This window comes from Aeromonas sp. R10-2 (assembly GCF_040908445.1).
Classification (GTDB): Bacteria; Pseudomonadota; Gammaproteobacteria; order Enterobacterales; family Aeromonadaceae; genus Aeromonas; species Aeromonas veronii.
The window spans coordinates 1-24,226 of record NZ_JBFODS010000034.1 but is presented as its reverse complement, the minus strand read 5'-3'; the positions used below and the strand labels follow the sequence as shown (position 1 = coordinate 24,226).

Sequence of the window (24,226 nt, the reverse complement as noted above, 5' to 3'; positions counted from 1 at the left end):
CCCCTATTGATCCTACACCTTTAGTCCGCCGCCCGGCTGCCAAGCAACTGCTCCAGCGCCTTGACGGTGAGCGGCCGACTGGTGAGAAACCCTTGATAATGCTGGCATCCCAACGCTTTGAGGATGGCCAGCTGCGCCTCCTCTTCCACCCCTTCGGCGGTGACGGTAAAGCGGAAGACCTGGGCCAGATCGAGTATCGCCTTGACGATGGCTCTGTCCTGTTCGCTGTGCACCAGGGTCTGAATGAAGCTTCTGTCAAGCTTCACCTCATCGGCGGGCAGATCCCGCAGATAGGCCAGCGACGAGTAGCCGGTGCCGAAATCATCGATGGAGATGAGGATGCCCAGCTCCTTGAGCTGGCGCATTCTGGCGATACTCTCCTGCCGATTCTCCAATACTACCGATTCGGTCACCTCCAGCAGCAGGCGGGAGGGGGGCACACCGGTATCGCGCAATATGTACTCCACCTGTTGCACGAAGCCCTGGGTGTGGAACTGGCGGGCGCTGACGTTGACCGACAGATGGGGGATCTGCAGGCCACGGTTGAGCCAGAAGCTGTACTGGGCGCAGGCGGTCTTCATCACCCAGTAGCCGATTTCCAGAATGAGGCTGGTCTCTTCGGCGATGGGGATAAAATCCCCGGGCGGCACCATGGTGCCGTCGCTGCGCTGCCAGCGCAGCAGCGCCTCGATACCCGACAGCGAGCCATTATCGACCCGGTATTGCGGCTGATAGTGCAGTTGCAGCTCGTGATGACGCAAGGCATCGCGCAGCTCATTGGTGAGGGTCAGCCGATTTTTCTCGTGCCGGGCCATCGCCTCGGTGAAGAAGACGTAGTGGCCCTGACCGGCCCGCTTGGCCATGTGAGTCGCGGTGTCGGCCTGTTGCATCAGGACCAGATGATCGGTCTCGTTGCCGGAGAAGAGGCTGATCCCCACCGAGGCGCTGCAGTGCAGCTTGTGATCACCGATGTCGAACGGGGTGCGAAACAGCCCCATCAGCTCGCGGGCGAAGTGCTCCGCCAGAATTTTGGCGGTGACTTCCCCTTGTCCAAGCTGGGTAAAGAGCAGGGCAAACTCATCCCCCGAGATGCGCGCCTGCACCAGATTGTCCTGGGGCAGCTCCCTAAAACGCTGCACCACGGCCTGCAGCAGCAGATCGCCGCAGGCGTGACCGAGGGAGTCGTTGATCGACTTGAAGTTGTCGAGATCCACCAGTAGCAGGGCGCCCCACTGGCCGTTGGAGGCGCTCAGGGTCTGCTGCAAAATATGGTTTAGACTGCGCCGGTTGTGCAGGCCGCAGAGATCGTCGTAGTAGGCGAGCTGCTCGATGTGTTTGGCCGCCTCTTTTTCCTGGGTGATGTCGTAGAAGCTGCAGATAAAGTGGCTGAGCTCCCCCCGCTCATCCTTGACCCCGTTCACCATCAAGCGCACCGGAAAGAGGTGACCATCCTTGTGCAGGCAGCGCTCTTCCCCGAGCCAGAACTCCTGCTCGTTGACGGTGCGGCTGACATCTTCCTTGAGATGATCCCCGTAGTAGGTGGGGCGCAGCTTGCGAATGGAGTGACCGATCACCTCCACCTCGCCAAATCCGGTGATCCGGCTGAAGGAGTGGTTGACCTTGAGGATGATGCCGCTGTGATCCATCACGATCAGCCCATCGTGGGTATTGAAGGCCACTTCGGCCAGCCGCAGGGCGTCGTCGGCGGCGAGGCGCTTGAGCTCGATGGCCGCTCGCTCGTGCTGGCTGCTCAACAGATCCAGCAGGGGCTCGGGCTCTTCAAGGGGGGTATCGAGCAGCAGGGTGATCTGGCCAATGGGGGCGCCGCTCTGGCCATGGAGCGGAATGCCGATGTAGGTGCTGGCATTGAGGGCCAGCAGCCGGGTCGCCTTGGGATAGCGCACGGGCAGATCTTCCACATAGAGCGCCTGACCATGCTGGAACAGCTCCTGAGCGGGGCCGGGGTCGAGCTGGATGGACTTGAGGGTGGAGAAGCCCTCCTCGTTGATGACGCAGCGGGGGATGATCCAGAGATCCTGACCGCGGGGCTGGAACTCGCCGATCCAGCCCACCCGGGCGCCGCTGGCGCTCATGGCCCAGCTCACCAGGGTCTTGCAGTAATCGATGCCGGTCTGCTGGTGCAGCTCGGGCGGGAGGGCCAGCTCGGCGCGGCGCTCTTCCGGTTGCGGCTGCCAGTGACCGAGCAGCTGGGCACTGCTGCGTACCAGCTGCAGCATCTCCTCGCTGAGCGGGGTAGGATCGAGATACTCCAGACTCAGTACCCCGAACAGTTTGTCCTGCTCCAGCAGGGCGCCATCGAGACGTGAGCGCACACCGGCACTGCTCAGATAGAGGTGATTGCTCAGCATTGGCTGGTGGGCCGCCTCCGAGAAGCTCAAGGATTTGCGGGTGCGCAGGGCGCGGATATAACGGCTGTCACCGCGAATGGGGTAGAGCGCCTCGACCCCCAGAGTGAACACGGGGGTGAGCTGCTCGCTGCCGAGATCGCCGTTGGCCTGATAGTGCCAGAGGATGAGCCGATCGGCCCCCAGACTCTCTTTAAGGGCCTCGAGCAGGAGAGCATACTGTTGCTGGCTCGCCATCTGGCTGAGGCGCGGCAGTTGCAATGCCAGATCGGCGATGGGCTCCTGGCGAAGGGCCTGCAGACAGATGAGCCAGAAGCCATCCTGCTCGTGGGCGAGGGCGATATGCCACAACTGGTTGGCAAAGCGCACGGTGATCTTGCCGCCATGACCGTTGGCCAGCAGTTGCTCGATGGGCAGGCGCAGGGCATCGGGCAGCTGGGCAGGCCAGGGGGCGCGCGGCTCATCGAGCCAGTAGAGCGGGGTTTGCATCACGTCGGTCAGGGCGACCAGCCGTTGACTGCGCAGATCCAGACGGAAAAAGAGCGGCGTCTGGAGGGCAGGAGGAAGATGACTGAGTGCGGTAGACGACATGAACAAACAACATCCTGTTAAGCAACCGTCGGGGTTGCAAGAATACTGCAAAATGGTGTGAAACAAAATTTCATTGAATTCTAAATTAGAAAAGTCTAATTTATTACCCATTATCATGTATGAGGAGTCTTGCAGATGAAACGGATCCTGATTATCGGTGGTGTCGCGGGGGGCGCATCGGCGGCGGCTCGTGCTCGTCGTTTGAGTGAAGAGGCAGAGATCGTGATGTTCGAGCGGGGCGAGTTTGTCAGCTTCGCCAACTGCGGTCTGCCCTATCACATCGGGGGCGATATCCCCGACCGGGATGCCTTGCTGCTGCAGACTCCCCAGAGTTTCAAGCGCCGTTTCAACGTCGATGTGCGGGTCTTCCACGATGTGATTGAGATCGACAAAGCGGGCAAGACCTTGCTGGTGCGCAACCTGCAAACCGGTGAAGAGCAGCGCGAGCATTACGATGTGCTGCTGCTGAGCCCGGGGGCTGCGCCGATCCGTCCTCCCTTCCCCGGTATCGACAGCCCCCATGTCTATACCCTGCGCAACATCCCGGACATGGATCGCATTCTGGCGGCCCTGCTCCACGATCAGCCGCGCCACGTTACCGTGGTGGGCGGCGGCTTTATCGGGCTGGAGATGATGGAGGCACTGCACCAGCGCAAGCTGGATGTCACCTTGCTGGAGCTGGCCGATCAGGTGATGGCTCCGGTGGACAAGGAGATGGCCAACATGCTCCATGCCCGCATCCGGGAAGAGGGGATCGACCTGCGCCTGCGCACCGGCCTCACTGCCATCGAGAGTCTGGATCTGCCTGCCGAGAAGACCTCCGCCGTGCCGACCGCCAAAAGTGGTGGCCTGCGCCTGACCCTCAATGACGGCTCTCACCTCGACACCGGCCTGCTGATCCTCGCCATCGGCGTCAAGCCGGAAACCCTGCTCGCCGCCAAGGCGGGGCTGGAGCTGGGCCCACGCGGCGGCATCAAGGTGGATGCCGGGATGCGTACCTCGGATCCCTTCATCTACGCGGTGGGGGATGCGGTGGAAGAGATTGACTTCGTCACCGGCGAATCTGTGCTGATCCCGCTGGCGGGGCCCGCCAACCGGCAGGGGCGCATCGCCGCCGACAATATGCTGGGCCGAAGCGAAACCTACAAGAAGACCCAAGGCACCGCCATCTGCAAGCTGTTCGATCTGGCAGTGGCCAGCACCGGTCTCAACGAGAAGCGACTGGTGCAGCTGGGATTGCCGTTCGAGAAGGCTTATGTCCACCCGGGCAGCCATGTCGGTTACTACCCGGGCGCCCATCCGGTCAGCCTCAAGCTGCTGTTTGCCCCCGATGGCAAGATTTACGGCGCCCAGGCAGTGGGCAAGGATGGCATCGACAAGCGCATCGATGTGTTGGCGGTGGCCCAGCGCGCCGGTCTCACCGTGTTTGACCTGCAGGATCTGGAGCTCACCTATGCGCCGCCGTTCGGCTCAGCCAAGGATGTGATCAACATGGCGGGCTTTGTGGCAAGCAACCATCTGAAAGGGGACACCCTGCTCTGCCACGTGGCCGAGGTGCAGGCTCGTAACCCCCATCAGCTGGTGGTGGATGTGCGCAACGGCCCGGAGCTCGACAAGCTGGGCCGTATTCCGGGGGCGCTGCATATCCCCCTCGACGAGTTGCGTGGCCGCCTCCATGAGTTGCCCAAAGAGAAAGAGCTGCTGATCAGCTGTCAGGTCGGGCTGCGCGGCCATGTCGCCTGCCGCCTGCTGAGCCAGCACGGCTTTAAAGTGAAGAATCTCTCCGGCGGCTTCAAAACCTGGCAGATGGCCACCGCCGAGTAACCGTTTTATTTCTGTGCCTGTTTGCCCCTCTCCCTTGTGCGTGCAAGATGAGGGGCTTTTTGTTTCTGCTTTTCGCCCTTCTTGCATTCCCCTCGTTGCTGCAATATTCCGACACACTTTATTTCCTGTGCCGGACAAAATTAACGTTTTGTTCAGGGGATGGGTGCTATAACCCCTGCCTCGTTCATGATGAACCGTGTAGTAGGGAGAGTGACATGCTGGATATGCTGATGGCCATTTGGCATCAGGATTTTGACGCCCTGGTTCAGATGCAGGCGGTACCCCTGCTGATCAGTTGCCTGATGCTGGTATTGCTGCTGGAGTCCGCATTCGTTTTCCTGCCCCTGCCGGGGGACAGCCTGGTACTGCTGGCCGGCGGGTTGGTGGGCATGGGGGTGTTTGGCCCCGAAGTAACTCTTGTCTATCTGCCGTTGGCTGCTGGCATAGGTTCCGTGCTCGCCTACTTGCAGGGACGGGCCCTGCAGCGCACCCGCTTTATGGATCATATCGAACGGATGTTGCCTCCCGACAGCCTGCCCAAGGCGACCCGGCTGCTGAAAAAGTACGGTTTTCTGGCGATGTTCTCCTCCCGTTTTATCCCGTTCGTGCGGGTACTGACCCCCATGCTGATGGGGATTGGCCGCCTGAGCGTGCTGCGCATGTGCGTGGCCAGCTTTGCCAGTGCCTTTATGTGGGCGCTTTGCCTCAGTTTGGTGGGCAAGCTGGCGATGAACACTCCCTTCTTCCTCCACCACAGCGAACTGTTGACCCGTGCCCTGCTGATTACCTCGCTGGTGCTGTTTCTGGCGGCCGTCATGGCCATCCTGTTTCGCTGGTTCAAAGGCGGAGCAAAAAACGAGACCAGCCACGACTAGATGACAACCCTTGCCGCACTGGATCAGTGGGCAAGGGGATTCTCGTGCTGCAGGGGCGCGGAATTGTGCCCATTCGGGTAATGAGCTTTGTGTCGGGTGAGCAGGATGCCTTATCCTGTTTCCAGCCACGCTGCGTTTGCAGCGCTCCAACTCGGGATGGAACCTATGCGCCTCTTCGACTCTCCCTCTGCTTCTCACCGCTCTACCGCCGGAACCGGCGCTCTGCGCCGTCGCTGCTTGGCCCTGCTGCTTTGCGGAGTGGTCGGTTTGCTGTCTGGTTGCGGCCCTGACAAGCCCGCCAGCCAAATATCGACCACAGAATCCACTGCGCAGCAGGAGGCCGGGGCACCAACTTCTGTAGTGCAGGCCAATGCCCGCCAGTATCGCGATGCGCCAGCACTGGCGCTGGTCTTCTCTGGCCCCCTGTCGCCCAAGGCCAATTGGCAGAGCTGGCTTGGGGTCAGTGAAGGGGGCAAGCAGGTGCAGGGGGAGTGGATCCTGGCCGACGATGGTCGCACCCTCTATTTCCCGAACGTTCAGCCCGATAAAAGCTATGAAGTGAGCCTCAAGGCGGGGCTGGGCCCATCCCCCCAGAGCTGGACTCTCAAGACCCGCCCGCTGGAGGCGGGGGCTTCGTTTACTGCGAGCGGCATGGTGTTGCCGCTGCGCGACGAGCTGCGCCTGCCCATCAGCGCTGTCAACGTGGACGAGGTCAATATCGACTTCTTTCGGGTCGATTCGGAATATCTGCCCCGTTTTCTGGCGGAATATCGCCCCGGTGCCGGCATGGGGAACTGGGAGCTTGAGCAGATCACCAAGCGGGCCAAGCGGGTATTCAGTGGCCGCTATGCGCTGGAGCTCGATGCCAACCGGCGCGAGACCCGCCTCATCAATGTGAAGGAGCCGCAGCTGGCGGAGGCTGGCGTCTACTTTGCGGTGATGTCCCCCCTTGGCAACTACGACTGGCGCAAGGAGACCACCTATTTTGCGGTGAGCGACATGGGGCTCAGTGCCCGCCGTTACCGCGATCAGCTGGAGGTGTTCGTGAGCTCCCTGGCCAGCGCCGACCCGCTCAAGGATGTGCAGCTCTCCCTGCTCGATGAGAAGGGCAACCGGTTGCAGGTGCAAACCACCGACCCCCAAGGCCATCGCCGCTTCGATCAGGTGCAGGGGGCTCGCCTGCTGCTGGCTGAGCAGGGCAACCATCTGGCGGTGCTGCGCCTCGACGGGGCGGCGCTCGATCTCTCCACCTTCGATCTCGGCACCCAGCCCTGGCAGGCCCAGCAGTTGTATCTCTTTAGCGGGCGCGATCTCTATCGCCCCGGCGAGCGGCTCGACAGCGAGATCCTGCTCAAGGGGCAGGATGGCCAGCTGCTGCCGGGCATGGCGGTGGATCTGGAGGTGAAGCAGCCGGACGGTCAGCTGCTCGAACAAAAGCGCCTGCTGCCGGACAATTTGGGCGCGGCCCACTACGGCCTGCATCTGCCGGATGATGCGCCGCTCGGGCGCTGGACCATCAACCTCAAGACTGCCGCCGGTAGCCGCTTCGAGTGGCCTTTTCTGGTGGAGGAGTTTCTGCCGGAGCGGCTGAAACTGCAGCTTGGCAAGGGGCCGGATGGGGAAGTGACGAGTCTGGACGCCGCCCTCACTTTGCCGCTGCAAGGGGACTATCTCTACGGCGCACCAGCCAGTGCCACCAAGGCCAAGGCGGAGGTGAAGTTAAGCCGCGCCACCATGCCCTTTACCCAGTGGCAGGAGTTCACGCTGGGTGACGTGCTGCTCGCCGAGCAGGCCAAGGATCTTGAGCCGCGGAGTCTCACCCTGGATGCGCAGGGGCAGGGGACTTTTACGCTTGCTGATGAGCTCGATGGGGTGCGCGCCTTCGGGCCGCTGGAGGTGGCCTATCGGGTGTCGCTTTCCGAGCCCGGTGGCCGCGCCGTCAATCGCAGCCGCACCCAGTATGGCTGGCCCGCGGGCAGCCAGTGGCCGGCACTCAAGGCCGACTTCGTGGCTGATCGGGTAGAGGGGGGCAAGCCGCTCCCCTTCCAGATCCTCAACCTCGATGAGCAAGGTCAGCCGGTGGCGGGGGCGGTGAAGGTGCGCCTCATCAACGAGTACCGCGACTACTACTGGCACTACGCCGATGGCGAGGGGTGGAAGTACGAGTTCAACAGCCAGCCCTATCTGGAACAGGAGCAGACCCTGCAGTTGGATGGCAAGGGGCCGACCCCGCTCACGCTGCAACTGGCGGCGGGTTGGTATCGATTGGAAGTGGAGAACAGTCAGGGCCATCAATCCAGCCTGCGGGTAGAGATCGGCAGCTACGCCTGGGGCGGCGGTGGCGAGCAGGCACGGCCCGACAAGATTGCCATTACCCTCGACAAGCGCGCCTATCAGGCGGGCGATAAGGCCAAAGTGACGTTGGTGGCCCCGCGCCCCGGCAAGGGGTTGCTGATGGTGGAAGATGGTGACGGCCTGCGCTGGTGGCAGCGTATCGAGCTCAAGGGGGCCGGTGGCGATGCCAAGGATGCCCGCGGTGAGTTCGAGATCCCGGTCAGCCCCGAGTGGCAGCGTCATGATCTGCACATTTCGGCCCAGATCGCCGCACCAGACAGCGTCTCCAAGCCGGTCGGCAAGCAGCAGGGGCAGAGTCTGCGTTCGGTCGGGCTGGTGCCGCTCACCCTGGATCGGGAAGCGCGCCGTCTGCCGCTCACCCTGAGCGCGCCTGATAAAGCGGTGCCGCTTACCCGGCTTGAAGTGACCGCCACCTCCACCCCCAATAGCCAAGGCCGTGTGGTACTGGCGGCGGTGGATCGGGGCGTGCTCAATATCAGCGATTATCAACCCCTCGACCCGTTCGAAATCTTCTTTGGTCGCAAGCGCTTCGCCCAAGATTTGTTCGACAACTATGGCCAGGTGATCCCGCCGCAAGATGGCAAGCTGGCCCGCCTCAACTACGGGGGCGATCGGGCACCGCTGAAAAAAGGCGGCGCGCTGGAGAGCCGGGTCGAGATCGCCGCGCTCTGGAGTGGCGAGGTGAGTTTTGATGAGAGCGGCAAGGCGGTGATCCCGCTCGATCTACCCAACTTCAACGGCGAGCTGGCACTGATGGCGCTGGCCTGGAACGAACAACAGGTCGGTGAGGCCGAGCGCGCCGTCAAGGTAGTGGCGCCCTTGGTGGCGGAAATTGGCTGGCCGCGCTTTGGCGCCAGAGGCGATGAGACCCGGGCGCTGGTGCAGCTGCGCAACATGAGCGGCGAGGATCAGACCCTCTCCCTTGCCTGGACCCTCAACGGTGGGCTCAAGGCAAACGGCGAGCTGCCCGGCACCCTTTCCCTTAAAAATGGCGAAGAGCAGTGGCTGACCCTGCCGCTCACCGTGACCGGGACGAGCGGCGTGGCAAGCCTGCAGTTGGCGGCCAGCGGCAAGGGTTTTGCCATCAGTCGCGACTGGACTCTGCCGCTGCGCTCCCCCTGGCCGGCCGAGACTCGCCAGCGCTACCAGATGCTGGCTCCCGGTCAGCAGATGAGCTTTGCGCCGAGCGAGCTGGTCGGGCTGGATCGCGCCAACCTGCGGGGGCTGCTCAGCCTCTCCGGCACTCCGCCCTGGGATCCGGCAGCCCAGTGGCAGGCGCTGGCCGACTACCCCTACGCCTGTCTGGAGCAGACCTTGTCCCGTGCCTGGCCTTACTTGCTGACCACGGCCGATGAGCGGGCCGCCTGGAGCAAACCCGCAGAGGACAAGAAAGCGGCGAGTGAGGCGGATGTGCAGCGTGCCCTGCTGCAACGGCTGCAGCGGTTGCAACTGCCAAGCGGCGGCTTTGGCCTCTGGGATGGTCGTTCCGACGAGGAGCAGTGGCTCACCGCCTATGCCGCCGACTACCTGCTGGCGCGCAAGGAGGCGGGCGACGCAGTGCCGGAGGCCATGCTCAATCAGGCGCTGAACCGGCTGCAAAGCTATCTCACCGACAGCCAGTACGGCGAGCGCTGGAGCAGATCCCCCGAGCACAGCCGGCTGGCCTATCAGGCCTACAGTGCCTATGTGCTGGCCCGGGTGGGCAAGGCACCGCTCGCTACCCTGCGTCTTATCTGGGAGCAGCAGGCCGATCACGCCCGCTCAGGTTTGCCGCTGCTCCACCTCTCGCTGGCCCTCTCGGCCATGGGGGATGAGCAGAACGCCGCCAAGGCCCTCAGCCGGGCATTGGCGACCGAGCGTGGTGACGACTATCTCGGGGATTACGGCTCACCGCTGCGCGATGAAGCCCTCGAGCTCTCCTTGCTGCGCCAGCACAAGCTGGCTGCGGAGCGCTGGCCAGCCCTCAGTGCCAAGGTGGCCGATACTCTGGCCCACCGTCAGTGGCTCAGCACTCAGGAGCGGCTCGCCCTGCTGCGACTCGCCCGTGTCGATCCGGCCGTCGACTGGCAAGCCAGGGTGACCTCCTCTCTTGGCAGTGGATCCCTGAGCGGTTCGGCCCCGTTGCAGCTGGGTGCCCCCGAGGCGCTGGCGGCCAGTGCGGTTACCAACGAGGGCAAGGGATCCCTCTATGTGCAGCGCACTCTGGTCGGCTACCCCGAACAGGCACCGGCACGGGTCAGCAAGGGAATGAGCGTGACCCGCAGCTGGTTCAACAGCGACGGTCAGCCGTTTGATCCCGCCAAGGTGAAGGTCGGCGATCTGGTGGTGGTGCGGCTCAATGTCAGCAGTGAATCGGCAGTGCCCGATGCCCTGCTGGTGGAGATGGTGCCCGCTGGCTTCGAGCTGGAGAACCCGGCCCTTGGCAACAGCATCAAGCTGGAAGAGCTCTCCATTGAGGGGAAACCGGCGTGGCAGAGCGAGTGGAACGACTATCTCAAGCATCAGGAGTTTCGCGATGACCGCTACACGGCAGCGCTGGATCTGAGCGAGGGGAGCAACCAGCAGCTGGTCTACCTGATGCGGGCGGTGACGCCGGGTCGCTATCAGGTGCCGCCGACCCAGGTGGAGGATATGTACCGCCCCGAGCTGCGGGCTGTGGGAGAGGATATCCATGAGGTAACTATCTCTGAGTAGCTGGCGCTTGATGAGTCGCAGACGCCCTCTGAGCAACGTTCCTTCCAGTGAGCGGGTTCGCCCGCTCACTTTCTGGCAGCACGGCTGGCTGAAATTGGGTCGCAGTGGCCGCGCTGGCTGGCGCTGGCTTGGTCGCCTGCCACGCTGGCTGTGTTTCTCGGTGTTGGGAGTTGTAGCTCTGCTCCTGTCATTACTGACGCTGGATCGCATGTTCCCGCCACCACCGCTCGACCCGGCCTATGCGCGGGTGGTGCTCGACATGAAGGGGCGACCGCTGCGCGCCTTTGCCGATACCAGCGGCGTGTGGCGCTACCCCGTGACCCTGGAGCAGGTCTCCCCCCGCTATATCGAGGCATTGCTCGGCTACGAGGATCGCTACTTCTGGCGCCATCCCGGGGTCAATCCGGTGGCCATGGTGCGCGGGATCTGGCAGTGGCTGCGTTATGGGCGCGCCGTGTCGGGCGGCTCGACCCTCACCATGCAGGTGGCGCGCCTTATCGAGCCCTACCACAGGAGCGTGCCCGGCAAGCTACGTCAGATGGCCCGCGCGCTGCAGCTGGAGTGGCACTACGACAAGCGCACCCTGCTCACCGTCTACCTCAACCGGGCGCCGTTTGGCGGCAACCTGGAGGGGGGGCAGGCGGCAAGTTTTGCCTATCTCGGCAAGAGCGCGGCCAAGCTGACTTATGCCGAGGCGGCACTGTTGGCGGTGCTGCCGCAGGCCCCCAGTCGCAACCGGCCGGACCGCCACCCCGAGCGGGCCCGCACCGCCCGTGACAAGGTGATGCAGCGGCTGGTGGCACAGGGCGTCTGGCCCGAGCAGGCTTGGTTGGAGGGGCGCATCGAGCCGGTGCTGGCCCGCGGTCACTTCACGCCGATGGAGGCACCTCTATTTGCCCGCCTCGCCGCCGACCATCAGGCGGGAGCGTTGGTGCACACCACTATAGATGGCGATCTGCAGCGTTGGCTGGAGGGACGGGTGGCGAGCTATATCCGCCGCTTCCCCGAGCAAACTTCTGCCGCCCTGCTGCTGGTAGACAACAAAACCATGGCGGTGCGCGCCTATGTGGGCAGCGCCGAGTATGGCAATTTGCGCCGCCACGGTTATCTCGACATGGTGCAGGCGATCCGCTCCCCCGGCTCTACGCTGAAGCCTTTTATCTACGGCCTGGCCATGGATGAGGGCTTGGTGCACTCGGCCTCCCTGCTTTCCGATGCGCCAAGGCTGGGCTCTGACTATCGCCCCGCCAACTTTTCCGGTGCCTTTCAGGGGCCGGTGACCCTTGCCCAGGCGCTGCAGCAATCCCTCAATGTACCGGCGGTGCAGGTGCTGGAGGCGCTCGGGCCCGACAAGCTGGTCAGCCGCCTCGACAACGCCGGAGTGCGGCTGGCGCTCTCCGACAAACCTAATCCGGCTATCGCGCTGGGGGCTGCGGGGATCCGGCTTGAGCAGTTGGTGGCGCTCTACAGCTCGCTGACCCGGCAGGGGCAGGTGGCGATGCCGGTCTGGCTGGCGGGGCAGCAGGCGGTGTCACGCCCCTTGCTGAGCCCGGGAGCGGCCTGGATCATCTGGCAAATATTGAGCGCGCAGGGACGGGCTGATCAGCCTTTTGCCAGCGAGGCAACCGGCAGGGTCAACCGACTGGCCTGGAAGACCGGCACCAGCTATGGCTATCGCGACAGCTGGGCGATAGGGGTCTCCGGTCGCTGGACCATCGGCGTCTGGCTGGGGCGCCCCGACGGTACCCCCATGCCCGGTTTTTACGGCCAGAGCGCGGCGGTGCCGCTGCTGCTCTCGGTCTACTCGCGGCTGGCTGACAACAGTCCCCTGCCGGCACAGCCCAACACGGTGAGCGAGGCCGAGATCTGCTGGCCGCTGGGGCGCAAAATGAGCGCGACCCTGTCTGAGGCCTGTCTGCAGCGCCAGAGCGCCTGGTTGCTGGAAGGGCGCGATCCCCCCACCTTGCCAGATCCCATGGACTGGCCCTCGCCGCTGCGGCAAGTGGCGTTGACCGCCGAGGGCAAGCCGACCCTGGCACGCTGCCCCGATACGGCGAAATCCGGCTTTCGGGCCCTCTGGCCGCTGTCGCTGGAGCCATGGCGAACGCCCGGCGAGCGGCGGCAGGTGCTGCTGGCCAGTGGTTGTGCGGGGGAGGGGCAGAGCGCAGAGCTGCAGGCCCCCATTCGCATCGTGGCGCTGGGGGAGGGCAATCTTATCCGCAGTCAGCGTTACCGATTGCAGCCCAAGGTGCTGGGTGGCGTTGGCAAGCCAGCCTGGTTTCTCAACGGCCAGCGGCTGCGTTGGGATGGCGATCAGGTACTGAGCGTGGCGGGTCGTTATCAGCTGGTGGTGGTGGACGAGGCGGGCAACAGCGATCGCATCGAGTTTCGCGTGGTGCATCCTGACAGTGATGCCGGCACCATCACCCGTTGAGCGTTTTGCCGACAGCCATTGAGGTGAATGTAATTAACCATTTGAAATGCATCAATATTTGATTGGATGAATTAATTTTTGAATAATTGCGAGTTCATTCAAATCCAATCGGGAGTTCTCTTTTGCTGCGTGTTTTGTGTCCCTTGCTGGTGCTGATGAGTTCGGGCTGTGCCACTACCAATCATGGTGATCACCATGTTTCTCCTGAACGAACCGGGTTCTATTCACCTTTCGAACCCGCTTCCGAGAGTTTTGTACGTTGTTATCAGAAACAGTTTGCCTGTACCCCTGCCAATATCCGCCGTGACAGGGCGATGGAAGCACGCCGTGACGCACAAGAGCGGGCCAATCACCGGGGTGATGATTGGTAGGCCGAAGAAAGCGAAAGGGGTTGGCAGGCGCCAACCCCTTTTTCATTCCGCCGGTTCAGCCCGGGTGGCGCAGATGGCCGAGCCGGGTGAAGAAGTGCTGGCTCTTGCGCTGGTGAAAGTGGCTCTTCTTGATGGGATGGAAGATGAGGTTGCTTTCGGGGTGGCTCGCCTTTAACTGGTGGAGCATGGCTACGGCGGGCAGGCTGGTGCTGACCAGGGTGGTGAGCGGCATGCTGAGGGTCTCGGGCCCGAGCAGTTGATTGAGCCCTTGCTGAGCCTGCTCAAAGCGGGTCAGGGCCGCCGGGTCGGCATAGCCGCTACCCAGCATGGTGAGCAGGTTGTCGAGGGCCAGATGAAATTCGGCTAACTGCTGGCGAAAGCCGCAGCGCCCGCGCAGGGCGATAAGCTCGGCGAAGGAGATCTCGCCGAGGTGAGTGGGTACTTGCAAAGGGATCTCGAGGTGGAAGCAATCCTGACCACCGCGATTGTGGTAGCGGGATTCGAGCAGGTGGAGCAGGCGGTCGAGATAGTCGTGATCGGTAATAAGCGCCCCGTCATTGGCGAGTGCCCACTCACGGGCAAGGCGCATGGAGAGCAGGTTGGCAAAGCGCCGCGCCATTCTGATCCCCCCCTCATCCCGGGTTGCAAGGCCGTGAGTCAGACAAAAGCCGTGCAGCCGCTCCAGTCCCGCTTGCGCGGGGCAGAAGCAGTCGTGGTTGGCGCCCTGTCGCCAGCGGCTAATCAGCTCCTTGTTGCCAAATACCTTGTGGCGCACGAAATCGGGGGCCACCAGGCCGCTGATCTGGCTCTCCAATTGGGGAGTGATGGCGGCAAAGAAGGCGGCATCGGGCCGCTCGGCCAGCAGATCGGTCTGCTGCTGCAGGGTATCGAGCAGGGTGGTTAGGCCACTTTTTTCACTGACGGTGAAGACAAAGGCGAGCCGCTCCAGATAGAGCAGGGCAAATTTGAGCCAGAGCTCGTCGCGTACCTCCATACCGGGGTAGTAGATATAGGTCTTCATCGTATCGGTCTGTCGCCAGAAGTGGTGCCGGGGTGCAGGGTCGGGAATATACGCAAGATTGGCGCTGCACGGCAAACACTGCGTGGGGGAATGTGAGCAAACGCTCATCCAGTAGGCGCTGGCCACAAAGTTCTGATATAATTCGCGCCCTTAAATCAAGGTCACCCGAGTCATTACCATGAAGTTCATTATCAAGCTGTTCCCTGAAATCACCATCAAGAGCAAGTCGGTTCGCCAGCGCTTTATCAAGATCCTGCAGGGCAATATCCGCAATGTCCTGCGCCGCTTCGACGACGATGCCCGGGTGCGGATGGATTGGGACAAGCTGATCGTGAGCTCCCGCAATGACCAGTTCCGCGAGCAGGCCATCGAAGCCCTGGCCTGCATCCCCGGCATTCAGGCCTTCCTCGAGGTGCAGGCCAGCAAGTTTACCGACCTGCACGACATCTTCGAGCAGGTGAAAGCCGTCTGGGGTGATCAGCTCGAGGGCAAGACCTTCTGCGTGCGTGCCAAGCGCCACGGCAAGCACGAGTTCTCCTCCCTCGAAGTGGAGCGCTACGTGGGCGGTGGTTTGAACCAGCACTGCGTGAGCAACGGCGTGCGCCTCAAGAACCCGGATGTGAAGATCAACCTCGAGATCGATGGCGAGGAGCTTTTCATCGTCAGCGCCATCCACCAGGGGCTGAGCGGCATGCCCATCGCCACCCAGGAAGATGTGCTGAGCTTGCTCTCCGGCGGGTTTGACTCCGGTGTGGCCTCCTTCCAGTTCATCAAGCGCGGCTGCCGGGTGCACTACTGCTTCTTCAATCTAGGCGGTGCCGCTCACGAGATTGGCGTCAAGCAGGTGGCCTATCACCTGTGGAACCGCTTCGGCTCTTCCCATCGGGTGCGTTTCACCGCGGTGGACTTCGAGCCCGTGGTGGCCGAGATCCTCGAGAAGATCGACAACGGCCAGATGGGGGTGGTGCTCAAGCGGATGATGATGCGTGCCGCTGCCAAGGTGGCCGACGAGTTCCAGATCCCGGCCCTGGTGACCGGTGAGTGCGTTGGCCAGGTTTCCAGCCAGACCCTCACCAACCTGAACGTCATCGACCGGGTGACCGACAAGGTGATCCTGCGCCCGCTCATCACCTGGGACAAGCCGGACATCATCAGCGAAGCCCGCCGCATCGGTACCCTGGAGTTCGCGGAGACCATGCCGGAGTATTGCGGCGTGATTTCCAAGAAGCCGACCGTGAAGGCCGAGCTCTCCCGCATCGAGGCGGAAGAGGCCAACTTCGACTTCGCCATTCTGGACAAGGTGGTGGCCGAGGCCCGTTACCTCGACATCCGCCGCATCGGTGAGGAGACCGCCGCCGAGGTGCAGGAGGTGGAGACCACGGCCGCGACCGGTGATGACGAGGTGATCCTGGATATCCGCTCCGTGGAGGAGCACGACGAGAAGCCGCTGGTGGTGGAAGGGCGCGAGGTGCTGCACATCCCCTTCTTCAAGCTGGCCACCGCCTTTGGCGATCTGCCGCAAGAGAAGACCTACCTGCTCTACTGCGATCGCGGCGTAATGAGCAAGTTGCAGGCGCTTTACCTCAAGGAGAAGGGCTTTGCCAACGTCAAGGTCTATCGTCCCTGAGCGGTTGACCCTCGCCCATAAAAAATCCGGCCAAGGCGCCGGATTTTTTATTTCACTTCCATGGATGCAGAGGGTCAGGGACAGGGGACCGGGGTGAAGGTTTCCTGACCCTGACAGCGCCAGCCCATCTCGGCCTGACGCATCTGCCACAGGTTGTTGCTGCGAAACAGGGTCAGGATGTAGAGCATGTCGCTACGCTGGCCATCAAGGGCCACCGAGAGCACCAGATCGTTGTCCAGCTGTTGAGCATGGATACGGGTGGGTACATCTTTATGGCCGACGAAGCGGCGAGCCACTTCGCGATAGTCGTTGACCCAGCCTTGCTGACTGCTGCTCGCCTGACGGATCTGCTGGTTGAACTGCTGCACCGGGGTGGATGCCAGACGCCCGAACAGGGCCTGTGCCCCCGCATGAGCCGCCGCGACCGTCATCAGAACAAACGTGGTAATAAGCCCAAGTTTTTGCATGAGAGAATGCATTGAGAGAGTCCGGATTGAAACGACTCCTGTATGACAACAGAAAAGCGGACTTGGTTCAATCTTGTCCCTGCCGGGATGGGATCTCGCCCACTCTGAGGCTTCTCAGTTGCGCTGCAGCGAGAAGGTGGGCAGGGAGAGGTGCCAGTAGATAGCCGCTACCCGCAGACCAAACACCCCGAGCATGCTGATGAGCATGGCGCTGACCCTGTCTACCCCGACCTCCAGCGACAAGGTATAGAGGATGCCCCCCAGGATGCAGGCGGTGGCGTAGATCTCCTTTTGCAGCACCATGGGCACTTCCCGGGCCAGTACGTCACGGATCATACCGCCCGCCACCCCGGTCATGGTCCCCATGAGGACGGCAATCAGCCCGGAGGTGCCGAAATTGAGCGCCTTCTGGGCGCCGATCACCGTAAAGAGCGCCAGCCCGAAGGCATCGGCCACTGGCAACACATACCAGGGCATGCGGCGGGGCAACTTGACCATCCACATGCCGATGAGCGCCGTGGCGATCACTACCCAGATATAGAGGGTGTCGCGCACCCAGAACACCGGGGTCGCCCCCAGGATCATGTCGCGGATGGTGCCGCCGCCGATGGCGGTGACCGCGGCCAGCACCATGACACCGAAACCATCCATCCTGAGCCGCCCGGCCACCAATACCCCCGAAAACGCAAATACCGCAGTACCAAACATGTCGCTGATGTAAACAATCTGCTCAACCAGAGTCTGCATGGAGAACAACTCACGTCCAATAGATGATGGGGCGGCGATTTTAGGGGCAAGCCGTGGGGATGAACAATGGAGGAGTGCAAAAGTGAGAGCCAGCGCCGGTTTCTGGGTCAGGGGTTGAGGTAGGCAAGTGGGCAGCATCAGGCCGCAATACGGCCATGGTGGGATTCAGTACAGATTTATCCTCTTTGAGGCGAAAAATGTTCTAAAGCATCGGGCTGTGGTGCCGTTACTAAGGGGGAAGCAAATGGAAGGGTGTCAGGAAATCCAACTTTTTGCAGTGCTGCGGATCTGGTCATCACCACGTTGAATCAGATCTGCCTCAGTCACCGGCAGCGGATTGGCCCTGCGGACTGACGAAGGATCTCAATCGCCGTGTGCTCTGGGATCCGCAGTTTTAGACTCATCAGGAGAATTCAATATGTCCATGTACATCAGCACCAACGTCTCGTCCCTCAACGCCCAGCGCAACTTGATGAACTCCGGCAAGTCGCTGGATACCTCCTATACCCGCCTTGCTTCAGGCCTGCGTATCAACAGCGCCAAGGACGATGCGGCCGGTCTGCAGATCTCCAGCCGGATGACCTCCCAGATCAACGGCCTGGATCAGGGCAACCGCAACGCCAACGACGGTATTTCCATGGCTCAGACCGCAGAAGGGGCTATGGACGAGGTGACTAGTATGTTGCAACGTATGCGTACTCTGGCTCAGCAATCTGCGAATGATACTAACAGCGATGACGATCGTGCAGCCTTGCAAAAAGAGGTGGTTGCGCTGCGGGAAGAAATTACCCGGATCGGTAGCGATACCACCTTTGCAGGCACGAAACTCTTTGCTGCGGATAAAAAATACAAATTCCAAGTGGGAGTGGATACTAACCAAGTGATCAGTATCGATCTCAAAGCCATGAGTGCTGCTACTTTGAAGATTGATACTTTTGACATAAAAGATGCAGATGGGGCTCAAACAGCGCTTGGTAAGATTGATGACGTCATTAAAACCGTGGATGGCTACCGGGCAGACCTGGGTGCGGTGCAAAACCGGTTGGATTCGACTATTCGCAACCAAGCCAATATCTCGGAAAACGTCAGCGCCGCCCGTTCCCGCATCCGCGACGCGGACTTCGCCACCGAGACCGCCAATATGACCAAGCAGAATATCCTGCAGCAGGCCGCCTCCAGCATCCTGGCCCAGGCGAACCAGCGTCCGCAGTCGGCTCTGTCGCTGCTGGGTCGCTAAGACGGTCCAGGTTAACCTCTGAATAAGGAGCGGCAGATGGCCAATGAACCCATCGTCATGGCTTCTACCTCGACGCTCACTTCCCATGGCGGCCCTCGGGCCGCCATGCCTGTTTCTGCGCCATCGGCCTCTGCTGAGGAGCAAACCGTCGAGCAAGGAAGCGCCGACCTGGCAAACAAGACTGCGAAGGAAGAGCCTTCGAAGGCCACAGCGTCATCATCCAAGAATAATGATGAAACTGAAAAGCAGGCCCAAGAATTGCAAGAGAAATTGACCAGCTTGGGCAAACTGAAGGGGTGGGCTATCCATTTCAGCCTGGTGCCCGAGTTTGATCGACCGGTGATCAAGGTAATCGATGCCGAGACCAAGCAGGTGATCCGCCAGATCCCGAGCGAGGAGATCCTCCAGATGAACAAGCGGCTACAGGAGATGGGGCAGCATCAGGGCGATGGCTCCGGCCTCTCCGGGCTGCTGTTCGACGGTCAGGTATAGGTTTTTAACGAGATAAGAGGAGCATATTATGGCGATTACCTCCGCCGGGGCGGGGTCTGGCATCGATCTCGAGAGCGTGATCTCGGCGAGCGTGGCCGCCAGGAAGGCGCAGTTGCAGCAGCCCATCACCATCAAGCAGAACAGCACCAATATCACCTTGTCTGGCATAGGCCAGCTCAAGTCCTCCCTCTCTGCCTTCACCGATATCCTGGATACCTTGAGCAAGCCCGGCGCTTTCAACAAGCGAGCCATTAATATCACCCAGAACAAGGATGATCCTGTGCTGGCAGTGGAGAGCAAGAGTGGCACCTCCAACGGTCAGTACAATATCACCGTCAACAAGTTGGCAACCACCAGCCGCCAGGCGGGCATCTTTGACAGTTCGACGGCGGTGCTTGTTACCCAGGATGGCCAGTTGACCTTCAAGGCGGGGGACAAAGAGTTCACGGTCGATGTCAAGGCGGGGGATACCCTGCAAACTATCCGCAAGCGCATCAACAATGATGGCGACAACTTCGGGCTCAGTGCCAACATCGTCAATACCGCCGATGGCAAGGCGAAGCTTGTCATCGATTCAGGGATCTCGGGAGATGGCAAGGATCTGGTCATCTCGGGCAGCACGACCGAACTGCAAGATAAGTTCACGGGCAAAATGGCAGAGACGCAACAGGCGTCCAGCGCCAAGATCCTGGTCGATGGCAATGTGCTCAAGAGTGACACCAATGTCTTCGATGACGTCATCCAGGATCTGAAGCTGACCGTGCTGCGGGTCTCCGACACCGACAGCAATGGCGATCTCAAGTCCAACAAGGTAGATATCACCACCGACAAGACCGCCATCGAAGAGACGGTGCAGAAGTTTATCGATGGCTACAACGCGCTGCAGGAGAAACTGAGCGGCTTGGGCAAGCGCAACAGCATCGTCGGTGGTGTGCGTCAGGATGATGGCGGGGCCCTGGCGGGAGATTCCGTTACCCGGGCCATCAGCAACTTCATGACCAACGTCATTACCAACCCGGGCGGCACCAGCACCACCTATTCCACCATCTTCGAGCTTGGTGTCAAGATGGACAACAAGGGCAAGCTCTCCCTCGATAAAGAGAAATTTGGCGAGGCGGTCGACAAGAACTTCGATCAGGTGGCGGCTCTGCTTGGCGGGGATGAGGGGTTGGCGGCGACCCTGACTAAGGGTCTGAAGGAGTACACCAAGTCAGGGGGCATGCTGGCGCAACGGACCGATACCCTTAATTCAGATCTGCGCAGCCTGAGTCAGAAACAGGCCACCACCAATGAGCAGCTGGTTAAATATGAAGCCGCCTTGCGCGCCCAATACGGCAGCCTGGATGCCCTGCTCGTGAAAATGAATAACTCAGCGGCAGCGCTGTCAGCATTGCAAATAAACAATAACTGAGAGTGATATTTCGAGGACCCATGTTATGTACCACCGTAATCTGAAGGCATATAAGACAACCAGTATCGAAGCGGACCTGGTGGTTGCGGATCCCCATAGGGTCATTCAGCTGATGATGCAAGGACTTCTGGAGTGCCTCGCACAGGCGAAGGGAGCCATAGAGCGCAAGGACATGGAGGCAAAGGCCAGAACCATCTCCAAGGCTCAGGGACTGGTGCATGGCCTTCAGGATGCTCTGGACATGACGCAGGGGCAGATCGCAGAGGATCTGTTTGCGCTCTATGCCTACATGGATGAGCGCATCTGGGACGCCAGCGTGCGACTTGACATCCAGCCTCTCGACGAGGTCATGACACTGATGGTGACGATCAAATCGGCTTGGGATCAAATCACCGACGCGGATAAGCAGCAGGGATTTCAGCTAAGACAAGCGTCAGGGAGTGTGTTGTGAGTGAGCTGAACGATTATGAAGATGCCTTGACCAATAATATCGCGACACTGCAGCGACTATTGGCGAGCCATCAATATGAAAAGGCCCTAGCTTGTATGGATGAGCGTTTGGCGATCATCACGGCACTGAAGGACTTTTCTCGGCAACAGAAGATGGCGTCAGCGGAAATGGCTACCTTGGTCAGAGACCAACTAGCAAAAGAAGAGAGGCTGAGAAGTCTGGCTGAAACGTTTAAGAATGAGATTGCCATGCAGATAGTGGCCCTCGGCAGGGCCAACAAGGCAAAGTCTACCTATCATGGGAATAGGTAAGATCTAGATAGCCAAGGTTGTTTGTCGCTTGGTGTGATAGGCGTCACGAGCAGCAGTGATGGATTATCTATCTTTTTACATTGTCGAGCGTTCACTTTGCTTTCCTGACATAAAGTGAACATGAGCCGTATGCAAGCGTTTAGGTCGTTATATGCCTTCATTTATTGTTGAGTTCTGGTCGAGTATTTTTGGCGTATTGGCAAAAGTTTCAGTATTTACCCTGGTAAGGAAACTGTTCCCTACAGCCATCACTGCTCGATTTGTCGATTGCTGGGTGCTGAGTCACCTTGTCCTTTCCATGGTGGCAGTCGTGGTCGCTGTTTACTCACCCTATCCTGTGATGGGATATTTTTTTATGGGCTATGGTTTTCTTCGAACCTTTGAGATCGTCGTATACCAGACGAATGTCTTGTTGTTCGATGAGTATCGGGTCGTAAAAGCAGGGGGGGAATACAGATTAGAGGGTTACCGTCGTATCGTATTGTTGCTACTGCACAATTACTTCGAAATCATACTTTGGTTGGCGTGCACCTATACGGTGATGGCCGCTGACTTTGATCACAAATGGCAGCCGGGAACGGGAACTGTCTTCGGTGGTATTTATAGCAGTTTTATCACGATGACATCATTTGGTGATTTCGACTTATTGCCAAAAAGCACTATGGCTGCCTCTGTACTGCTTTTTCACGCGACCGTTGGTCTCTTCATGACACTGCTAAGTCTGGCCAGATTTATTAGCTTGATACCTGCACCGAAGACACGTGATCTCGTAGAAATGAAACAAATGGAAAGTTCCAACGATAGCCAGTAACTAAGGGGGGAGTCAATAAGGATGTTAGCTCTTCCCTAATACCCATTAGGTGATGATTGCCTGTTATGTAGGCATGCACTTTGCGTCTTAATGAAACCTACGTTCTTGAAAGGGGTAGGTGAATCCGGATTATTTTCTTGAGGACACCGTCATGGCCCATACCCTGGTAACCCCCAGGTATTACACGGATTTTCACTGTATTGGCGATCAATGTGAGGATAATTGCTGCCATGGATGGACGATATCCATCGACAAGAAGACCTATCGTCATTATGTCAGTCACCCGGATCAGCTGATTCAAAGCACTGCCAGACAACATATTGAGAAGGTGAAAAAGTCAGACGCTCACTGGGGGACTATCCGTATGGACGAGTCTGGCGCCTGCCCCTTTCTGGACGGTGTCGGATTATGCAATGTACATAAGAAGATGGGGGCCGAGGCACTGAGTCACACTTGTAAGACCTACCCCAGGCAGTTGCGGCAATTTGGTACCCAGCACAGGCGAAGCCTGATGCTCTCCTGCCCGGAAGTGAGCAGGCAGGTGCTCTTGAATCCAGATGCCATGATGGTTGACGTTACCCCATTCAAGGGACAAGCCAAGACCTCCCCTGTCTCCAGCTCCCTCGATACACTGCATTCATTGAGCATCGACGTGCTGCTTGCCGATGGTATGACGATAGAAGACAAGTTGTGGCTGATCGGTATGCTGGTGCATAGGGATGAAAGCAAGGGGTCACATCAGGCATTTATCGAACAATCATGTACAGGATCTTTAGCAGCAACCAATTGAAATAGATATAAAAATGGCTTCGATTGTGATCTGATTTTATCGCCAAACAAAACCGCCACGCACGAAGCCATGACCATTATCGATGCCAACCACTATCTTGAGCAACTTCTCTCTCCTGCCGAACTCGACCGCATTGCCCGTGACTGCCAATTTTGCTTGCGCAAACGAGCCATTACGCCTGCCATGCTGGTGACTGCACTCTTGCGGGCACTTGGCTGCGACCAGGTCGATGGTATCGCTGGATTGCACCATCATTTCAATGCCTTGCAACTGGTTGATGCCCATCAGGTTTCCTACAAGCCCTTTCACAACCAGTTGCGCAAAGCGTCGTTCGCCCTGTTCATGAAGGCGCTGGTTGAACGGGCTATCGCCTTGCGTATCGGCCAACAGATGAAGACTGCATCCCTTGGCGCATTCAAACAGGTGTTGTTGCAGGATGGTACTTCCTTTGCCGTCCACAAAAGCCTGGCCGAAGTGTTTCCGGGAAGGTTCAAGACCATTAGCCCGGCGGCAATCGAGTGTCATATGCTCATGTCTCTATTGGAGCAAAGTCCAGTTTGCATGCAGGTCTCTGCCGATACGGCGTCAGAGCGCCAGTTCCTGCCTGAGCCCGAGCGGCTCAATAACAGCCTGCTGTTGGCGGACGCGGGTTACATCGATATGGCCTACTTTGCGAAACTAAACGAGGCGGGCGGTTTCTATCTGGTCAGGGGTAGTAAGAGCCTGAACCCGAAGATTATCCGGGCATGGCGCGGTGACGAACGGGAAGTGCCGAAGCTGGCGGGCCTGTCACTCAAGGATGCTGGACGGCGGCACTGTCGGGCAGAGGTACTGGATATGGTGGTGAAATCGGGCAAGTTCGAGTATCGGCTGATCCGACGCTGGTTTGCCGAGGAGAAACGGTTCTGTATCTGGATGACCAATCTGCCACGAGAGGCATGGCCAGCAGAGCGGGTGATGAGCCTGTACCGCTGTCGTTGGCAGGTGGAGCTGCTGTTTAAGGAGTGGAAGTCGCACAACCGGCTCAAGGGCTTTGTGACAGGTCAGAAAGCCATTGCCGAGGGGCTGGTGTGGGCCAGCCTGTTGTCGCTGGTGATGAAAAGACGGGTAGCTCAGACGCTGATGGGGGACGGTTTATCCACACTGAAAGCGGCGAAAAATAGCGGAACCTGGTGGTTCCCGTTATTGGAAGCGGTGGCTCATCGGGTGTTGGTGGAAATAAGAGAGCGTCTGGAATGGGCTGCCGTTTACTTGGCGAAAAATGCCCGTCGAACCAAGCAGCGAAAATCGATACAGAACAGGACCTTAGAAGGAATTTCAAATGAAGTGTTTTCTTAAGGTCCTGTATATG

At 59.9% G+C, this 24,226-nt stretch carries 17 protein-coding genes; 13 read left to right on the top strand and 4 right to left on the bottom strand.

Annotated elements, in window-relative coordinates; genetic code table 11:
• Nucleotides 1-20: 20 nt before the first annotated feature.
• Nucleotides 21-2,957, bottom strand: a complete 2,937-nt coding sequence (locus tag AB5Y97_RS07965) for an EAL domain-containing protein (protein ID WP_368157502.1) — start codon at nt 2,955-2,957, stop codon at nt 21-23.
• A 135-nt stretch (nt 2,958-3,092) separates the two neighbouring features.
• Here AB5Y97_RS07965 and AB5Y97_RS07960 point away from each other — a divergent pair, with 135 nt between their 5' ends.
• The 4 genes from AB5Y97_RS07960 (at nt 3,093) to pbpC (ending at nt 13,139) form a co-directional block, all read left to right on the top strand.
• The gene (locus tag AB5Y97_RS07960; protein ID WP_368157500.1) at nt 3,093-4,781 is read left to right on the top strand and encodes an FAD-dependent oxidoreductase; all 1,689 of its coding nucleotides are present in this window, start codon (nt 3,093-3,095) and stop codon (nt 4,779-4,781) included.
• Between the two features lie 215 nt (nt 4,782-4,996).
• Entirely contained in the window at nt 4,997-5,656 is a 660-nt protein-coding gene (locus tag AB5Y97_RS07955) for a DedA family protein (RefSeq protein ID WP_257696061.1), read from the top strand.
• A 165-nt stretch (nt 5,657-5,821) separates the two neighbouring features.
• Entirely contained in the window at nt 5,822-10,705 is a 4,884-nt protein-coding gene (locus AB5Y97_RS07950; protein ID WP_368157498.1) for an alpha-2-macroglobulin, read from the top strand.
• Nucleotides 10,706-10,715: 10 nt separating this feature from the next.
• The gene (gene pbpC / locus AB5Y97_RS07945; protein WP_368157496.1) at nt 10,716-13,139 is read left to right on the top strand and encodes a penicillin-binding protein 1C; all 2,424 of its coding nucleotides are present in this window, start codon (nt 10,716-10,718) and stop codon (nt 13,137-13,139) included.
• Nucleotides 13,140-13,565: 426 nt separating this feature from the next.
• Here the strand turns inward: pbpC and AB5Y97_RS07940 are convergent, their stop codons facing one another.
• A complete protein-coding gene (locus tag AB5Y97_RS07940; RefSeq protein ID WP_368157495.1) occupies nt 13,566-14,531 on the bottom strand; it encodes a hypothetical protein in 966 nt (321 codons plus the stop codon).
• Between the two features lie 178 nt (nt 14,532-14,709).
• Here AB5Y97_RS07940 and thiI point away from each other — a divergent pair, with 178 nt between their 5' ends.
• Nucleotides 14,710-16,158: a tRNA uracil 4-sulfurtransferase ThiI gene (gene thiI, locus AB5Y97_RS07935; RefSeq protein ID WP_368157494.1), complete on the top strand. Its 1,449-nt coding sequence runs from the start codon at nt 14,710-14,712 to the stop codon at nt 16,156-16,158.
• Between the two features lie 74 nt (nt 16,159-16,232).
• Here thiI and AB5Y97_RS07930 read toward each other — a convergent pair whose 3' ends face one another.
• Both AB5Y97_RS07930 and AB5Y97_RS07925 read right to left on the bottom strand, forming a co-directional pair.
• Nucleotides 16,233-16,625 carry a hypothetical protein gene (locus AB5Y97_RS07930; protein WP_325782380.1) on the bottom strand — a complete coding sequence of 131 codons (393 nt, stop codon included), beginning with the start codon at nt 16,623-16,625 and terminating at the stop codon, nt 16,233-16,235.
• Nucleotides 16,626-16,739: 114 nt separating this feature from the next.
• On the bottom strand, nt 16,740-17,372 hold the full coding sequence (locus AB5Y97_RS07925; protein WP_368157492.1) for a trimeric intracellular cation channel family protein: 633 nt from the start codon (nt 17,370-17,372) through the stop codon (nt 16,740-16,742).
• A 418-nt stretch (nt 17,373-17,790) separates the two neighbouring features.
• Between AB5Y97_RS07925 and AB5Y97_RS07920 the strand changes: the two genes are divergently transcribed.
• The 8 genes from AB5Y97_RS07920 to AB5Y97_RS07885 all read left to right on the top strand — a co-directional run bounded on the left by AB5Y97_RS07920 (nt 17,791) and on the right by AB5Y97_RS07885 (nt 24,213).
• Nucleotides 17,791-18,609 (top strand): flagellin, encoded by an 819-nt coding sequence (locus AB5Y97_RS07920; protein ID WP_368157490.1) that lies wholly within the window; start codon nt 17,791-17,793, stop codon nt 18,607-18,609.
• A gap of 36 nt (nt 18,610-18,645) precedes the next feature.
• Complete coding sequence (locus AB5Y97_RS07915) at nt 18,646-19,101, top strand: flagellar protein FlaG (RefSeq protein WP_368157488.1); 456 nt, start codon at nt 18,646-18,648, stop codon at nt 19,099-19,101.
• A gap of 25 nt (nt 19,102-19,126) precedes the next feature.
• A complete protein-coding gene (gene fliD, locus AB5Y97_RS07910; RefSeq protein WP_368157619.1) occupies nt 19,127-20,512 on the top strand; it encodes a flagellar filament capping protein FliD in 1,386 nt (461 codons plus the stop codon).
• A gap of 25 nt (nt 20,513-20,537) precedes the next feature.
• Nucleotides 20,538-20,963 carry a flagellar export chaperone FliS gene (gene fliS, locus AB5Y97_RS07905; RefSeq protein WP_201975965.1) on the top strand — a complete coding sequence of 142 codons (426 nt, stop codon included), beginning with the start codon at nt 20,538-20,540 and terminating at the stop codon, nt 20,961-20,963.
• Nucleotides 20,960-21,274 carry a hypothetical protein gene (locus AB5Y97_RS07900; protein WP_368157487.1) on the top strand — a complete coding sequence of 105 codons (315 nt, stop codon included), beginning with the start codon at nt 20,960-20,962 and terminating at the stop codon, nt 21,272-21,274. Before fliS ends, AB5Y97_RS07900 begins: the two co-directional genes overlap by 4 nt.
• Nucleotides 21,275-21,425: 151 nt before the next feature.
• Nucleotides 21,426-22,085 carry a hypothetical protein gene (locus AB5Y97_RS07895; protein WP_368157485.1) on the top strand — a complete coding sequence of 220 codons (660 nt, stop codon included), beginning with the start codon at nt 21,426-21,428 and terminating at the stop codon, nt 22,083-22,085.
• Nucleotides 22,086-22,236: 151 nt separating this feature from the next.
• A complete protein-coding gene (gene fliB / locus AB5Y97_RS07890) occupies nt 22,237-22,875 on the top strand; it encodes a flagellin lysine-N-methylase (protein WP_368157483.1) in 639 nt (212 codons plus the stop codon).
• A gap of 69 nt (nt 22,876-22,944) precedes the next feature.
• The gene (locus AB5Y97_RS07885; RefSeq protein ID WP_041206016.1) at nt 22,945-24,213 is read left to right on the top strand and encodes an IS4-like element ISAeme4 family transposase; all 1,269 of its coding nucleotides are present in this window, start codon (nt 22,945-22,947) and stop codon (nt 24,211-24,213) included.
• Nucleotides 24,214-24,226: the final 13 nt, after the last annotated feature.

Excerpts from the sequence above, each read along its gene's own strand:
- AB5Y97_RS07965 (WP_368157502.1), bottom strand. The coding sequence starts at position 2,957 with ATGTCGTCTACCGCACTCAGTCATCTTCCTCCTGCCCTCCAGACGCCG.
- AB5Y97_RS07960 (WP_368157500.1), top strand. The coding sequence starts at position 3,093 with ATGAAACGGATCCTGATTATCGGTGGTGTCGCGGGGGGCGCATCGGCG.
- AB5Y97_RS07955 (WP_257696061.1), top strand. The coding sequence starts at position 4,997 with ATGCTGGATATGCTGATGGCCATTTGGCATCAGGATTTTGACGCCCTG.
- AB5Y97_RS07950 (WP_368157498.1), top strand. The coding sequence starts at position 5,822 with ATGCGCCTCTTCGACTCTCCCTCTGCTTCTCACCGCTCTACCGCCGGA.
- pbpC (WP_368157496.1), top strand. The coding sequence starts at position 10,716 with ATGAGTCGCAGACGCCCTCTGAGCAACGTTCCTTCCAGTGAGCGGGTT.
- AB5Y97_RS07940 (WP_368157495.1), bottom strand. The coding sequence starts at position 14,531 with ATGAAGACCTATATCTACTACCCCGGTATGGAGGTACGCGACGAGCTC.
- thiI (WP_368157494.1), top strand. The coding sequence starts at position 14,710 with ATGAAGTTCATTATCAAGCTGTTCCCTGAAATCACCATCAAGAGCAAG.
- AB5Y97_RS07930 (WP_325782380.1), bottom strand. The coding sequence starts at position 16,625 with ATGCAAAAACTTGGGCTTATTACCACGTTTGTTCTGATGACGGTCGCG.
- AB5Y97_RS07925 (WP_368157492.1), bottom strand. The coding sequence starts at position 17,372 with ATGCAGACTCTGGTTGAGCAGATTGTTTACATCAGCGACATGTTTGGT.
- AB5Y97_RS07920 (WP_368157490.1), top strand. The coding sequence starts at position 17,791 with ATGTCCATGTACATCAGCACCAACGTCTCGTCCCTCAACGCCCAGCGC.
- AB5Y97_RS07915 (WP_368157488.1), top strand. The coding sequence starts at position 18,646 with ATGGCCAATGAACCCATCGTCATGGCTTCTACCTCGACGCTCACTTCC.
- fliS (WP_201975965.1), top strand. The coding sequence starts at position 20,538 with ATGTACCACCGTAATCTGAAGGCATATAAGACAACCAGTATCGAAGCG.
- AB5Y97_RS07895 (WP_368157485.1), top strand. The coding sequence starts at position 21,426 with ATGCCTTCATTTATTGTTGAGTTCTGGTCGAGTATTTTTGGCGTATTG.
- fliB (WP_368157483.1), top strand. The coding sequence starts at position 22,237 with ATGGCCCATACCCTGGTAACCCCCAGGTATTACACGGATTTTCACTGT.
- AB5Y97_RS07885 (WP_041206016.1), top strand. The coding sequence starts at position 22,945 with ATGACCATTATCGATGCCAACCACTATCTTGAGCAACTTCTCTCTCCT.